Below are 12,933 nucleotides of genomic sequence, written 5' to 3' on the forward strand. Positions count from 1 at the left end.
ACCCCGACCCCGGCCCCGGCCAGGTGCGGATCGCCGTCGCCGCGTCCGGGGTGCACCTGCTCGACACCGTGCTGCGCGCCGGACTGCCGGGCCCCACGGCCGCCCGCGCCGAACTGCCGACGATTCCGGGCCGCGAGGTCGCGGGCACGGTCGAGGCGCTCGGCGAGGGGGTGGACGAGGGGTGGCTCGGCCGGCGCGTGGTCGCGCATCTCGGCAATGTGCCGGGCGGGTACGCGGAGCTCGCGGTGACCGCCACGTCCCGCCTCCACGACGTGCCCGAGGCGCTGGACGAGGCAGCTGCCGTCGCCATGATCGGTACGGGGCGCACCACGCTGGGCATCGTGCAGTTCGCGGACCTGGGCAAGGGCGACATCGCGCTCGTCCCCGCGTCGGCGGGCGGTATCGGCACACTCCTCGTGCAGTACGCGAAGAACGCCGGCGCGATCGTCGTCGGCCTGGCAGGCGGCCCGGCCAAGACGGAACATACCGCCGCGAACGGCGCCGACCTCGCGGTGGACTACACCGCACGGGACTGGCCCGAGCGGCTTGACGTGTTTCTCGGCGGCTCCCGGGCGACCGTCCTGTTCGACTCCGTCGGCGGAGACATCGCCAGGACGCTCGCCGGTTTCCTCGACCGGAACGGAAAGCACCTGGTCTTCGGGTGGTCGAGCGAGGGGCCCGCGGGCGCGCCGTCCGCGCCCCGCCCGGCCCCGGCGGCACCGGCCCCCGGGGGCATCGCCTCGCAGGCCGTGCTCGGTCCTGTCATGCTCGACAGGGCGGGCGGTATCCGCGTCCTGGAGAACCGGGCGCTCGCCGAGGCCGCCGAGGGGCGGCTGCGGCCCGCGGTGCGGCGCGTGGCGCTGGCGGACGCGGCCGTCGCCCACCGCCTGCTGGAAACACGGGCGACCATCGGAAAGGTCGTGCTCGTCACCGGCTGACATCGGCCGGCTGACATCGGAAGGAGGCGAGGAGGACCGCGGCCGACCCGCCACACCCCGACCCGCGAGCACAACGGAGACGACGGCAGCACCCCGGATCGGTTAATTCATGACACCATGAATATTCTGTAGGGGGCCTCACCCGGCCCCTGTTGCGATCTCGTGTGAGGACGACGCCCGATGAGCAATTCGGCGACACCCCCAGATCCGTCCGGCACCTCCGCGCGCACGACGGGCGCGGCCCCCGGCGCAGGCGCGACCGCCGGGGCAGGCTCGGCAGGTACGCCGTCGGCCCAGCAGCCGCAGCAGGACAAGCACCGCTGGTGGGCTCTCGCGGTCATCGCGCTGGCACAGCTGATGGTCGTCCTCGACGCGACCATCGTGAACATCGCCCTGCCGTCCGCCCAGCGCGACCTGGGGATCAGCACCGCGAACCGGCAGTGGGTCATCACGGCGTACACACTGGCCTTCGGCGGGCTCCTGCTGCTGGGCGGGCGCGTCGCCGACCTGGTCGGCAGGAAGCGTACGTTCATGATCGGCCTCGTCGGGTTCGCGGTCGCCTCAGGGATCGGCGGCGCCGCGCAGAGCTCGGGCATGCTGTTCGGCGCCCGCGCCCTCCAGGGCCTGTTCGCCGCCGTCCTCGCGCCGTCCGCGCTCTCCCTGCTCACCACGACCTTCACCGACAGCAGGGAGCGCTCCAAGGCGTTCGGGATCTACGGCGCCATCGCCGGCGCGGGCGCCGCGATCGGCCTGCTGCTCGGCGGTGTGCTCACCCAGTACCTGGACTGGCGCTGGTGCCTGTACGTGAACATGTTCTTCGCGGCGATCGCCCTCCTCGGCGCGTTCAAACTGCTCCACGACAGGGAGGGCCACCGCGACGCCCGCCTCGACATCCCCGGTGTGATCCTCGGCTGCGGCGGGCTGGTCGCGATCGTCTACGGGCTCAACGAGGCCGAGCCGCGCGGCTGGTCGTCCCCCGTGGTGCTCGGACTCATCCTCGGCGGTGTGGCACTGCTGTGCCTGTTCGCGGTGTGGCAGAGCCGTGCGCCGCACCCGCTGCTGCCGCTGCACATCATCAGCGACCGGTCGCGCGGCGGCGCGGTGCTGACCACCTGCCTGTCGACCATCGGCCTGTTCGGGATGTTCCTGTTCATGACGTTCTATCTGCAGAACGTCCTGGGCTACTCCGCGTTGAAGGCGGGGCTCGCCTTCCTCCCGATGTCCGCGATGATCATCATCGGGTCGACGCAGATCTCCGCGAGGCTGCTCAACCGCATCCAGCCACGGCTGCTCATCGGCCCCGGCCTGCTGATGGGGGCAGGCGCCCTGTACATCCTCACCTTCCTGGACACCCACTCCACCTACGCGGCCCACATCCTGCCGGGCACACTCCTGCTCGGCCTCGGTCTCGGCCTGGTCTTCATGCCGGCCATCGCCACCGCGACCTCGGGCGTGCCGCCGCGCGACGCCGGTGTCACCTCCGCGACCGTCAACACGGCCCAGCAGGTGGGCGGTTCGATCGGCACCGCGCTGCTCAACACCATCGCCGCCACGGTCACCACCACCTGGCTCGCCGGCCATCTCCCGGCGGCGGCGATGCGGCACGGCGGCAAGCTGACCACCGCGCAGCGCCACGCGCTCGGCAACCAGGGCGTCGTGCACGGCTTCACCGTCGCGATCGGCTGGGCGGCCCTGATCATGCTCGCGGCGTCCATCACGGCCATGCTGATGATCAACGCCAAGCCCGGGAACAGGCCGGTGGAGGCCCAGGCGTCGTCGGAGGACCCCGGAACGCAGGGCCCGACACCCGACCGCGCGGCCTGAGCCTTCCCTCGTGGCCCGGGAAGGACTCCCGACCTGGGCAGGACGCTCGGCCCGGGAAGGACGCCCGGCCCGGGAGGAGAGCCGTCCAGGTTTCGGGGCACGAACCGTGCGGGCGCGAGCCGTTCACGTCCCCGGGCACGAGCCGTGCGTGCACGGGCCGTTCATGTCCCCGGGTACGACCCGTGCGGGCACGGGCCGTTACGGGCGTGGGTCCCAGATCCCCGAGCGGCGCAGGGACTGCGGGCAGTGCCGGAAGGACTCGTCGATCTCCACGAGGAGCGCGAGGGAGGGGCGCTGCCCGCGCACGCTCATCAGGTCGAAGAAGGGCGCGTCGGTCAGGATGCGGGCGCGCCCGTTGATGCGGAGGATCTCCTTGTCGCCGGGGACGAGGTGGAGCAGCCCCACGTGCGGGTTGCGCAGGACGTTGCGGAAGGTGTCGCCGCGCCGGTTGCCGGGGCGGTCGGGCAGGACGACGGTCCCCCGGTCGAGCACATGGACGAAGCCCGGGTCGCCACCGCGCGGCGACGTGTCGCAGTTGCCCTCGTCGTCGGAGGTCGCCACCACGCAGAACGGGGACCTGCCGAGGAGTTCGACATCGCCGTCGGTGAGGTCGGGCCGCACCTTCTCGATGACGATCGGATGCGGGGCGCCGCCCAGCAGCTCCGTCAGCTCCTCCGGTGAGCGCAGTTCGGTCCACGCGGGAGCCGGGGCGCCGGCGGCGGGGCGCGAAGGGACAGCGACCGCTGCGGCGGTCGTCGCGGCGGTCATCGTGGCCGGGTTCGGAGGGCTGGGCATGAAGGGCGCTTCCGGGGCGGGAACAGACGATCGATACTTTTAGGTTAGCCTAACCTCATTCGCCCCTCCCGTCGGGTCGTACGTGACAGCTGTCCGGCCCGGCGCGCCCGTCTGGACACCGATGCCCAACGAACACGCCGTCATCGAGCGGCCCACGCGCCCGCCGTCGAACCCTCCGGCAGCGTCCGGGCGCCGCGCGCGGCTGCTCGCGGCGGGCCTCCCCGTCGCGCTGCTGCTCCTGGCGCTGGCCGTCTGGGCCAGCCTGTTCGTCGGCTCCGGGAGCGTCGGGGCGGGCGATGTCGTCCACGCCCTCCTGCACGGCGACGCGGCGAACCGGGGGCAGTTGGTCGTCCGCGAGGTACGTATGCCGCGCACGGCCGCCGGGCTGCTGGCGGGGACGGCCCTGGGGCTCGCGGGGACCGTCATGCAGGGCGTGACGCGCAACCCCCTGGCCGATCCCGGACTGCTCGGGGTGAACGCCGGGGCATCGGTCAGCGTGGTGTTCGCGATGAGCGTCCTGGGCCTGACCGCCCCGTCGCAGTACATCTGGTTCGGCTTCCTCGGCGCGACGGTCGCCGCCGCCCTCGTCTACGGGGTGGGCTCGATGGGCCGCGAGGGAGCCACCCCGCTCAAACTGGCGCTCTCCGGCGCCGCGGTCGGTTCGGCCCTCACGTCGCTGACCACCTCCATCCTCCTCGGCGACAGCGACACGTTCGAGCAGTACCGGTTCTGGCAGGTCGGCTCCCTGGCCGGACGCGAGGCGCCCGTGCTGTGGCAGGCACTGCCCTTCGTGGCCGCCGGAACCGTCTTCGCCCTGCTCCTCGGCCCAGGGCTGAACACCCTCGCGCTCGGCGACGACCTCGCGCGGGGGCTCGGGCAGCGGGTCGGCAGGGCCCGGCTCGGGGCCGCCGCGTGCGTGGTGCTGCTGTGCGGGTCCGCCACCGTGGTGGCGGGGCCCATCGGCTTCGTGGGTCTCGTGATCCCGCACGCGGTCCGCCTGTTCACCGGGCCCGACCACCGCTGGCTCCTGCCCTACAGCGCCCTGCTCGCGCCGGTGCTGGTCCTGCTGGCGGACGTCGTGGGGCGTGTGGTGGCGCGCCCCGGCGAGGTGCAGGTGGGCATCGTGACGGCGGCTGTCGGCGCCCTCCCCTTCATCCTGCTGGTGCGGTACCGGAAGGCGGTCGAACTGTGAGCGCCGGAGGCCGCGCACCGGACACGGACCGCACACCGTACGCCCCTGCGGGAGTACCCCCCGAGGCGCTCGCCGCCGTACGGAGCCGGGTGGGGCGCGCCCGGCGCGCGGGAAGCGCCCGCACGGCCCTGGCCTGCGGGCTGCTCACGGCGGCGGCCGTCGCCGTCTTCTGCCTCGCCCTGTCCCGCGGGGACATGTCCGTGCCGCTGCGGGACGTGCTGTCGGCGCTGGCCGGCGGGGGCGACACCGGTACCCGCTACGTCGTACTCGACCTGCGCCTGCCCAGGGCGCTGACGGGCCTTCTCGTCGGGCTCGCGCTCGGCATGTCGGGCGCGGTCTTCCAGTCGCTCCTGCGCAACCCGCTCGCCAGCCCTGACGTCATCGGGGTGACGCAGGGCGCGGGCACCGCCGCCGTCCTCGCCTCCCTCGTCCTGAAGGCCGGCGGATTCGCCCTGTCCGCCGCCGCACTCGCGGGAGCCCTGGTCACGGCCGCCGTGATGTACCTGCTGGCGCGGCGCGGAGGAGTCGCGGGGAGCCGGCTGGTCCTGATCGGCATCGGGGTCGGCGCGGGACTCGCCAGTGTCACCTCGTACGTCATGACGACCGCGCAGGTGACGGAGGCGCAGGACGCCCTGCTGTGGCTCACGGGCAGCCTCAACGGGGTGTCCCTGGACGCGATGTGGCCGCTGCTGGCCGCGCTCGCCGTCCTGCTGCCGCTCACCCTTCTCGTGGCACGCCCGCTGGGGGCGCTGCGGCTCGGCGACGACACCGCGGCGGGGCTCGGCGTGGGCGTGGAGCGGTCCCGTACGGCCCTGCTGGCCTGTGCGGTGGCGCTCGCGGGCGTGGCGACCGCAGCCGCCGGGCCGGTCGCCTTCGTGGCCTTCGTGGCCGGGCCCGTCGCCCGGCGGCTGGTGCCGGCCGGAGCGTCCGCGCTCCTGCCCGCCGCGCTCACCGGGGGCCTGCTGGTGCTGTGCGCCGACTACGCGGCCCAACACCTGTTGTGGTCGAGCCAGTTCCCGGTCGGGGTGGTGACCAGCCTGATCGGCGCGCCGTATCTGCTCTGGCTCCTTGCGCGGTCCTCCCACGGCGCGTTCCGCTGACCCGCGGCCCCTCCCCCGTCCGGCACGCAGAAAGACGACGATGACTTCCTCCCCACTCCTCCAGGCCCGCGACCTCACGGTGGGCTACGACCGCCGCGACGTCGTGCACGGGCTGGACCTCGACATCGAGCCCGGCGCGCTCACCGTGATCGTCGGCCCCAACGCATGCGGCAAGTCGACCCTGTTGCGCACACTCGCCCGGCTGCTGGCACCGACCGCGGGTGCCGCGCTGCTGGACGGGCGCGTCATCCACGAGATGCCCACCAAGCAGGTGGCGGCGGCCCTCGGCATCCTGCCGCAGAGCCCGTCGGCCCCCGAGGGGATCACCGTCGCCGACCTGGTCGGCCGGGGCCGGTACCCGTATCAGGGCCGTTTCAGGCGCTGGACCCCGCAGGACGAGGAGGCCGTCGCGCACGCCCTGCTGGCCACCGGCGTCTCGGAGCTGGCCGAGCGGCCGGTCGACGCGCTCTCCGGCGGCCAGCGGCAGCGCGTCTGGATCGCCATGGCCCTGTGCCAGCGCACCGGCATCCTGCTGCTGGACGAGCCCACGACCTACCTCGACGTACGCCACCAACTCGACGTCCTCGACCTGCTGGTGGACCTGAACCAGGCGCAGGGCACGACGATCGTCGCCGTCCTGCACGACCTGAACCTCGCCTGCCGCTACGCCGACCGGCTGGTGGCGATGCGGGACGGCCGGATCGCGGCGGAGGGCGCCCCCTCGGAGATCGTCACCGAGCGCCTGGTGACGGATGTGTTCGGCATGCCCTGCCACGTGGTGCCGGACCCGGCCTCGGGCACACCGCTCATCGTCCCCGTCGGGCGGCACCGCGTACGGACGCCCGCGGGGCCCGCGGCGGCGGAGATCGCGCCCGCGGGGCCCCTGGCCGCGGGACCCCCGGCCGTCGAGATCGAATAAGGCAAGGCTAACCTAACTGCATGTTCTCTCGTCTCTCTCGTGCGAATGGCTCCCGCGGCCGTGCCGCCCTCAGACCGGTCGCCCTGTCCCTGGCCTCCGCCGCGTTGCTCGCCTCCGGCCTCACGGCCTGCTCGTCGGGAGGCTCCGACCCCTCCTCCCCGTCGTCCGCGGGCGGGACCTCGAACGGCGCCTTCCCCGTCACCGTCCCCACCAAGTTCGGGAACGTCACCGTCAAGCGGAAGCCCACCCGTGTGGTGGCGCTGGGCTGGGGCGACGCCGAGGCCGCGCTCGCCCTCGGCGTCCAGCCGGTCGGCGCCAGCGACTGGCTCGCGTTCGGCGGAGACGGCGTCGGCCCCTGGGCGAAGGGGCTCTACACGAAGAAGCCCGAGATCATCGGCACGCTGGAACCGGAGTACGAGAAGATCGCGGCCCTCAAGCCCGACCTGATCCTCGACACGAAGTCCAGCGGCGACCAGAAGCGGTACGACAACCTCAGCAAGATCGCCCCCACCATCGACGTCCCCAAGGGCGGGGAGCAGTACAAGACGACCTGGGACAAGCAGACCAGGATGGTCGCGGACGCGCTGGGCCTGAAGGCCAAGGGCGCCGCGCTGGTCGCCGGGACGGAGAAGAAGTTCACCTCGGCCGCCGCCTCCCATCCGGAGTTCCGCCACAAGACGATCACCGTCGGCGCACTCGACGGCTCGGGCTACGGCGCCTACGTGAGCGGCGTCGACCGGATCGACTTCGTCGAACGGCTGGGCTTCACGAACAACCCCGCCATCGAGAAGCGGGCGGGCTCCGGCTTCTCCGTGAGCGTCTCGCGCGAGAACCTCAACCTGCTCGACGCCGACCTCCTGGTGATGACACCCATCGGGGTCGGAGCGAACAAGATCACGGGCGACAAGCTCTACGACGACATCCCCGCGGTCAAGGCCGGACACAGCGTCGTCCTGGACAACAAGAACGTGAGCCAGGCCTTCGCCACGGACTCGGTCCTCTCCATGGGCTACGCCCTGAACAAGGTGGTGCCGCTCTTCGCGGGCGCACTGGCGAAATGACCGGGCCCGGCGGGAGCCGGCCTCCAAGGCCCCGCCCCGGGGGGGGCGCCGCCCCGCCGCGCCCCGGGGCCTGCCGCACCCCCGGGGCCCGTCGCCTCCTCCCGGCCGCTACCCCCGGGCGCCGCCGAGTGCCTTCAGCGCGTCGTCCGTCAGCCGGTAGACCGTCCACTCGTCCTGCGGGAGGGCGCCGAGGGAGCGGTAGAAGGCGATCGACGGTTCGTTCCAGTTGAGGACCGACCACTCCAGGCGCCCGTAGCCGCGCTCCACGCAGATCCTGGCGAGTTCGGCCAGCAGCGCCTTTCCGTGGCCCGCGCCCCTGCGGCTCGGGCGTACGTACAGGTCCTCCAGGTAGATGCCGTGCACGCCCCGCCAGGTCGAGAAGTTGAGGAACCACAGCGCGAACCCGACCGTGTCGCCGTTCTCGTCCACGGCCATGTGGGCGTGGGCGGCGGGCCGCTCGCCGAACAGCGCCTCGTGGAAGTCCGCCTCGGTGGCGCGCGCCTCGGGCAGCGCCTTCTCGTACTCGGCGAGTTCGCGGACCATCGCATGGATCTCGGGCACGTCATCAGGGGTTGCGCTACGAATCATGCCCCCACCTTGCCCCGACGCAGCTCAGAGCGCCAGGAGCGTCCGGCCCACGAACGCCTCGCGGTCGCCGAGCGCCTCGCCGTCGCGCCGGCACCACAGGCCCTCCTGGAGCACGCGGGCCAGCGTCCAGGCGCGGGCGCGGCCCCGGTCCAGGCCGAGCACCCCGGTCATCAGGTCGAACCGCGGGACCACGTCGTCGGGCTCGAAGCGGTTGCGCAGCACGGGGAAGAGGTCGAAGCCCGGGTCTCCCGCGAGCGGCTTGGGGTCGATCGCGAGCCACGGCCCGCCGCCGCCCGGCGCCCGGCGCGACCCGAGGACGTTTCGGAAGTGCAGGTCCCAGTGGAGCAGCCGGTCGCCCGGCTCGTCCGCGACCTCCCGTACGGCGGCGGCGCAGTCGCGCAGCAGCGGCGCGTGCGGGGCATCGGGCGGTACGTCCCCGGCCTCCGCCAGCATGCGGGCCGCCACGTCACCGAGGGTCCGCAGGCCCGCGGGGGCCGGTACGGACGTGAGCCGGGCCAGCAGCCGGGCGACGACCTCCACGGCCGCACGCGCGGGCAGCCCCTCCAGATCGGCGGCCGGGTCGGCAGCCTCAAGCAGCAGGACGCCGGTGCCGTCCGCCTCGCCCCGCGCGAGGAGCCGTACGGCACCGTCGCCGCCCCACGCGTCCAGCGCCGCCGCCTCGCCCTCGGACTCCTCGGTCAGCAACTGGAGTTTGAGCGCGGCAGGCGTCCCGTCGTCCTCCCGTACGACGGGCAGCACCAGCGCGGTCATGCCGTGCAACGCGGGCCCGGTACGGCGAAGCCGCCAGCGCCGCAGAATGTCCGCCGCGTGCCCGGGCAGACCCGCGACAAACGCGCGCCCCGCCTCCCCCTCGTACGCCACCTGCGCCTGCACGAGTGCGTCGGGTACCTCGATCATCCCGCGAGGGTAACGGCCCCCGGCGCCCGACGGCGGGTCGCGGCGGGCATCGTGACGGCAACCGGGTCAGGCCGCGATCGGGCCGGTTTTCATCGAGTCAGGCCGCGGTCCGTTCGGCTTTCACCGGGGCGCCGAGGTGCTGGCCGATGAACAGGGCGGCGCGGTCCAGTGCCTCGTCCGCCTCGTCCAGGGGGCCGCCCGCGAAGGACTGGAAGACGTGGGGAACGTCGGCGGTGATGTCCAGGACGACGTCCACTCCGGCCGCGGTGGCGAGTGCGGCGAGGCGGGTGGAGTCGTCCAGGAGCATCTCGTTGCCGCCCGCCTGGAGCAGCATCGGCGGGAGACTGGTCAGGTCCGCCCGCGTCGCCGGGCTGAGCAGGGGCTGGCGGGGGTCCTGTCCTGCCAGGTACATGGCTCCGGTGTGTTCCAGCGCGGCGCGCGTGAAGATCGGGTCGAGACCCGCCCTGGTGTCCATGCTCGCGCCCGTCCTGGTCATGTCGAGCCCGGGGGAGAACGCGACGATCGCGGCGGGCAGCGGCAGTCCCTCGTCCCGCGCGGCCAGGCAGGTCGTGACGGCGAAGCCGCCGCCGGCCGAGTCGCCCGCGAACACGACCGATGCCGGGTCCGTGCCGTCGTCCAGCAGCGCGCGGTAGGCGCTCAGTGTGTCCTCGACGCCGGCCGGGAACGGGTGCTCGGGAGCGAGCCGGTAGTCCACCGAGTAGGCCCTGACACCGGTCTTGACGACCAGTTGAGCGGTCAGCGACAACGCGGTCTCCGGGGAGCCCACCACGAAGCCGCCGCCGTGGAAGTACAGGAGCGTCCCGGGGCGCGGCTCGTCCTCCGGCTCCACGAACAGGGCGGGCCGGCCCCCGAGCGCCGTGGCGGACGTACGGATTCCGGCCGGGACGACCATGGTGGACATCAACGCCGCGAAACCGGACCGCAGTTCCTCCACCGAGGGCGGCGGGCCCCCGGTGGAGGAGCCGCGGCCCTGACGGAACATCGCGTCGATCTTCTCCCGCTGCCGCCTGCTCATGGGTTCTCCCGTCGCTCGTCCCTTGCGCGGCGCCCGGCGCAGTCCACACCGCCGTCCGCGCCGCCGGCCCTACCGCCGGCCATATCGCCGTACGCACTGGCAGTCCATGCCGGCTGTCCATGCCGGAAGTCCACACCGACAGTCCATGCCGGTACAGTATCTTCCATGGCAACTACTTCTCACGCTAGCACGGACGCCGTCCCCCGCTTCTTCGACGACCTCGTGCGGTGCGAGACGCGCCTCTACAACGCGCTCAACGACCGGCTGCGCGAGCGGCACGGGATCGTGACCTCGCAGTTCGAGTTCCTGCGCCACCTGCGCGACCACTCCGGGTCCCGGGTCGCGGACGTGGCCGCAGCGTTCGCCGTCGGCATCGGGGCGATCAGCAAGAGCATCGACCGGCTGGAGGCCCGGGGGTGGGTCGCCCGCCGGGCGAACCCCGCCGACCGCCGCTCCTCGCTCCTGGACCTGACGGACGAGGGCCGGCGGCTGACGGACGCGGCGGAGGCCACCTTCACCGAACGGGCGGCGGAACTGATCGGCGGCACCCTCACCCGCCACCAGGTGACCGCAGCGGCGGAGGCGCTTTCGGTGCTGCGGGCCGCGCTCGAACGCGACCAGATCGGCACGCCCACCGGCTGAGCCGGGCCGGGGCCCGCGAGCAGGCCCGACGCGGACCCGGCCCGTGCGGGCCGGCCACCCGTCGCGGGCTCGGCCCCGCGAGCAGGCCCGTCGCGGGCTCGGCCCCGCGAGCAGGCCCGACGCGGCCTCAGCCCCGGCGGGCCGAGCGGGACAGGCGGATCGCCGAGACGAGGAAGAAGATCCCGCCGAGCACGGCGTAGCCGGCGAGGCTGGTCAGCGACGGATTGTCCTTCGAGGCGCCCTGGAAGAAGGACGCGCCGGCGAGGACGGAGATGCCGCCGCTGACGATCATCGCCCACTGGCCGCCCATCCGCCGCCGCGCGACGCCCACCAGGAGCTGGACCAGGCCGGAGACGACCGCCCACGCACCCCAGACGCGCAGGACGTCGGCGGTGCCCGAGGCGCCGGCCACCGCGACGCCGACGGCGGCGAGCACGCTGACGGCCATGTTGACGTACAGGGCCTTGACCGGCCCGGCGGCACGCGCCGACCTGGCGTCGACGACGGCGGCGGCCACGTCGAAGACGGGATAGAGCAACAGCAGCAGCCTGGTCCAGACGGTGAGGCCGGAGCCGGACGCGAGCAGGAACGCGGCCCACGCGGCGGCGAAGACGAAGCGGGAGAGGTAGAGCCGGCTCAGGACGGACGCGGAGCCGACGGGCCGGGCGGAGGCGGTGGTTGACATGGGGTTCTCCAGCTGAGTCATGGGGTTCTCCAGGTGGGTGCGGTACGGGTGCGGAGCCGGCGCGCGGCCGGGCGCAGGACCGAGGGCGGGAACGGGAACGGGCACGCGGAAGGACGGGAAAGGCGCGGCCTCCCGCCCCTCGAAGAAGGGAGAACGCTCTTTCTTGCTGCGTAGCCTGACACAGTCCCGCTCCCAAGACAAGAGAGGTCGTTCTACTTCACAACCAGAGAGACCGTTCTACCTGCTACGATGAGCCTTATGAAACAGACGGAAGCCGGCACCGGCAGGAAGGTCTCCGAGGCCCGTGAGCGGCTCCTGAGGACCGCTGGGCAGCTCTTCTACGCGGAGGGCACCCACACGGTGGGCGTGGATCGCCTGGTTGCCGAGTCGAAGGTCACCAACGCCACCTTCTACCGCCACTTCCGCAGCAAGGACGACCTGGTCGTCGCCTACATCGGAAGCGTCGACCAGGCGATCCGCGGCCAGATCGGCTCCCTGATGGCCGCGGACCAGCCCGCCGACGGCATCCTCCGGGGCATCGGCGCGTCCCTGGTCGAGCAGATCCGCTCCCCCGGCTACCGCGGATGCGCCTTCCTCAACGCGGCGGCCGAGTACCCCGCCCCCGACCACCCCGTCCACCGGGCCGTCGTACAGCACCGGGACTGGTATCTGGAGACGATCACCGGGCTGTTCGCCGAGACCTCGGACGCGCCCGCCGAACACGCCGGACGGCACTTCGTCATGCTCCGCGACGGCGCGATGAGCGCCGGCTACCTCGGCGACCCCGTCCAGGCCGGCGAGACCCTGCTGCGCGGCATCGAAGGACTGCTGCGGATTCACACCGGCCGTGGACCCGACGAGGACACCGCCGCCACACCCGGCCCCGCCCCCTCGGTGACCACCACGGTCACCGGTATCGAGTGCGCACCGCCCCCCGCGTAGCCCCGGTCGGGACGCGAAGCGGGCCCACCACATCATGGGAGGGGCCCGGCACCCCGCTGTGCGCCCGGCGTTCGTCGTCTCGCAGTACGGTCGTGGTCCGACCGGCAGAAGGAGAAGGCTGACCGTGATCGAGTGCGTCACCGTCTTGACGACGACCGACAGCGCGGAGAAGGCGCGGAATCTCGCGGCCCCCCCCCGGGGGGGGCGGGGGGGGGGGGGTGGGGGGGGGGGGGGGGGCGGGGCGGCCGGGGGACAGGGCGGGGGGGGCCGGGGGGGGGGCGCCGCGGGGGGGG

General features: G+C 73.3%; 13 protein-coding genes. 8 read left to right on the forward strand and 5 right to left on the reverse strand.

Annotated elements, in window-relative coordinates:
- Positions 1-938, forward strand: a 938-nt coding sequence (locus tag LCE31_RS15155) for a zinc-binding dehydrogenase (protein WP_225014779.1), incomplete at its 5' end; no start/stop codon positions are given.
- Positions 939-1,118: 180 nt separating this feature from the next.
- The gene (locus LCE31_RS15160; protein WP_225014780.1) at positions 1,119-2,762 is read left to right on the forward strand and encodes an MFS transporter; all 1,644 of its coding nucleotides are present in this window, start codon (positions 1,119-1,121) and stop codon (positions 2,760-2,762) included.
- Positions 2,763-2,960: 198 nt separating this feature from the next.
- On the opposite strand, the gene LCE31_RS15165 is transcribed toward LCE31_RS15160, so the two are convergent.
- Positions 2,961-3,530, reverse strand: coding sequence for an MSMEG_1061 family FMN-dependent PPOX-type flavoprotein (locus LCE31_RS15165; protein ID WP_374118473.1), 570 nt, complete (start codon positions 3,528-3,530; stop codon positions 2,961-2,963).
- Positions 3,531-3,678: 148 nt separating this feature from the next.
- Here LCE31_RS15165 and LCE31_RS15170 point away from each other — a divergent pair, with 148 nt between their 5' ends.
- From LCE31_RS15170 to LCE31_RS15185, 4 genes are all read left to right on the forward strand, one after another.
- On the forward strand, positions 3,679-4,749 hold the full coding sequence (locus LCE31_RS15170) for a FecCD family ABC transporter permease (RefSeq protein WP_225014782.1): 1,071 nt from the start codon (positions 3,679-3,681) through the stop codon (positions 4,747-4,749).
- Positions 4,750-4,838: 89 nt separating this feature from the next.
- On the forward strand, positions 4,839-5,849 hold the full coding sequence (locus LCE31_RS15175; RefSeq protein WP_374118474.1) for a FecCD family ABC transporter permease: 1,011 nt from the start codon (positions 4,839-4,841) through the stop codon (positions 5,847-5,849).
- 40 nt (positions 5,850-5,889) lie between these two features.
- Positions 5,890-6,768, forward strand: coding sequence for an ABC transporter ATP-binding protein (locus LCE31_RS15180; protein WP_225014783.1), 879 nt, complete (start codon positions 5,890-5,892; stop codon positions 6,766-6,768).
- A gap of 20 nt (positions 6,769-6,788) precedes the next feature.
- Positions 6,789-7,829: an iron-siderophore ABC transporter substrate-binding protein gene (locus tag LCE31_RS15185; protein WP_225014784.1), complete on the forward strand. Its 1,041-nt coding sequence runs from the start codon at positions 6,789-6,791 to the stop codon at positions 7,827-7,829.
- A 108-nt stretch (positions 7,830-7,937) separates the two neighbouring features.
- Here LCE31_RS15185 and LCE31_RS15190 read toward each other — a convergent pair whose 3' ends face one another.
- The 3 genes from LCE31_RS15190 to LCE31_RS15200 all read right to left on the reverse strand — a co-directional run bounded on the left by LCE31_RS15190 (position 7,938) and on the right by LCE31_RS15200 (position 10,371).
- Positions 7,938-8,417 (reverse strand): GNAT family N-acetyltransferase, encoded by a 480-nt coding sequence (locus LCE31_RS15190; protein WP_225014785.1) that lies wholly within the window; start codon positions 8,415-8,417, stop codon positions 7,938-7,940.
- A 24-nt stretch (positions 8,418-8,441) separates the two neighbouring features.
- Positions 8,442-9,335, reverse strand: coding sequence for an aminoglycoside phosphotransferase family protein (locus LCE31_RS15195; RefSeq protein WP_225014786.1), 894 nt, complete (start codon positions 9,333-9,335; stop codon positions 8,442-8,444).
- A 97-nt stretch (positions 9,336-9,432) separates the two neighbouring features.
- Complete coding sequence (locus tag LCE31_RS15200) at positions 9,433-10,371, reverse strand: alpha/beta hydrolase (protein WP_225014787.1); 939 nt, start codon at positions 10,369-10,371, stop codon at positions 9,433-9,435.
- A 165-nt stretch (positions 10,372-10,536) separates the two neighbouring features.
- Here LCE31_RS15200 and LCE31_RS15205 point away from each other — a divergent pair, with 165 nt between their 5' ends.
- A complete protein-coding gene (locus LCE31_RS15205) occupies positions 10,537-11,013 on the forward strand; it encodes a MarR family winged helix-turn-helix transcriptional regulator (RefSeq protein WP_225014788.1) in 477 nt (158 codons plus the stop codon).
- Between the two features lie 127 nt (positions 11,014-11,140).
- Here the strand turns inward: LCE31_RS15205 and LCE31_RS15210 are convergent, their stop codons facing one another.
- A complete protein-coding gene (locus LCE31_RS15210; protein ID WP_225014789.1) occupies positions 11,141-11,719 on the reverse strand; it encodes a hypothetical protein in 579 nt (192 codons plus the stop codon).
- Between the two features lie 228 nt (positions 11,720-11,947).
- Between LCE31_RS15210 and LCE31_RS15215 the strand changes: the two genes are divergently transcribed.
- Positions 11,948-12,640 (forward strand): TetR/AcrR family transcriptional regulator, encoded by a 693-nt coding sequence (locus tag LCE31_RS15215; protein ID WP_225014790.1) that lies wholly within the window; start codon positions 11,948-11,950, stop codon positions 12,638-12,640.
- Positions 12,641-12,933 lie beyond the last annotated feature (293 nt).

This window comes from Streptomyces sp. 8L, assembly GCF_020176795.1.
Lineage (GTDB): Bacteria > Actinomycetota > Actinomycetes > Streptomycetales > Streptomycetaceae > Streptomyces.

What these genes read in the sequence shown, in the direction of transcription:
- LCE31_RS15160 (WP_225014780.1), top strand. Translation starts at nt 1,119, where the DNA reads ATGAGCAATTCGGCGACACCCCCAGATCCGTCCGGCACCTCCGCGCGC.
- LCE31_RS15215 (WP_225014790.1), top strand. Translation starts at nt 11,948, where the DNA reads ATGAGCCTTATGAAACAGACGGAAGCCGGCACCGGCAGGAAGGTCTCC.
- LCE31_RS15205 (WP_225014788.1), top strand. Translation starts at nt 10,537, where the DNA reads ATGGCAACTACTTCTCACGCTAGCACGGACGCCGTCCCCCGCTTCTTC.
- LCE31_RS15210 (WP_225014789.1), bottom strand. Translation starts at nt 11,719, where the DNA reads ATGACTCAGCTGGAGAACCCCATGTCAACCACCGCCTCCGCCCGGCCC.
- LCE31_RS15165 (WP_374118473.1), bottom strand. Translation starts at nt 3,530, where the DNA reads ATGACCGCCGCGACGACCGCCGCAGCGGTCGCTGTCCCTTCGCGCCCC.
- LCE31_RS15185 (WP_225014784.1), top strand. Translation starts at nt 6,789, where the DNA reads ATGTTCTCTCGTCTCTCTCGTGCGAATGGCTCCCGCGGCCGTGCCGCC.
- LCE31_RS15200 (WP_225014787.1), bottom strand. Translation starts at nt 10,371, where the DNA reads ATGAGCAGGCGGCAGCGGGAGAAGATCGACGCGATGTTCCGTCAGGGC.
- LCE31_RS15170 (WP_225014782.1), top strand. Translation starts at nt 3,679, where the DNA reads ATGCCCAACGAACACGCCGTCATCGAGCGGCCCACGCGCCCGCCGTCG.
- LCE31_RS15190 (WP_225014785.1), bottom strand. Translation starts at nt 8,417, where the DNA reads ATGATTCGTAGCGCAACCCCTGATGACGTGCCCGAGATCCATGCGATG.
- LCE31_RS15180 (WP_225014783.1), top strand. Translation starts at nt 5,890, where the DNA reads ATGACTTCCTCCCCACTCCTCCAGGCCCGCGACCTCACGGTGGGCTAC.
- LCE31_RS15195 (WP_225014786.1), bottom strand. Translation starts at nt 9,335, where the DNA reads ATGATCGAGGTACCCGACGCACTCGTGCAGGCGCAGGTGGCGTACGAG.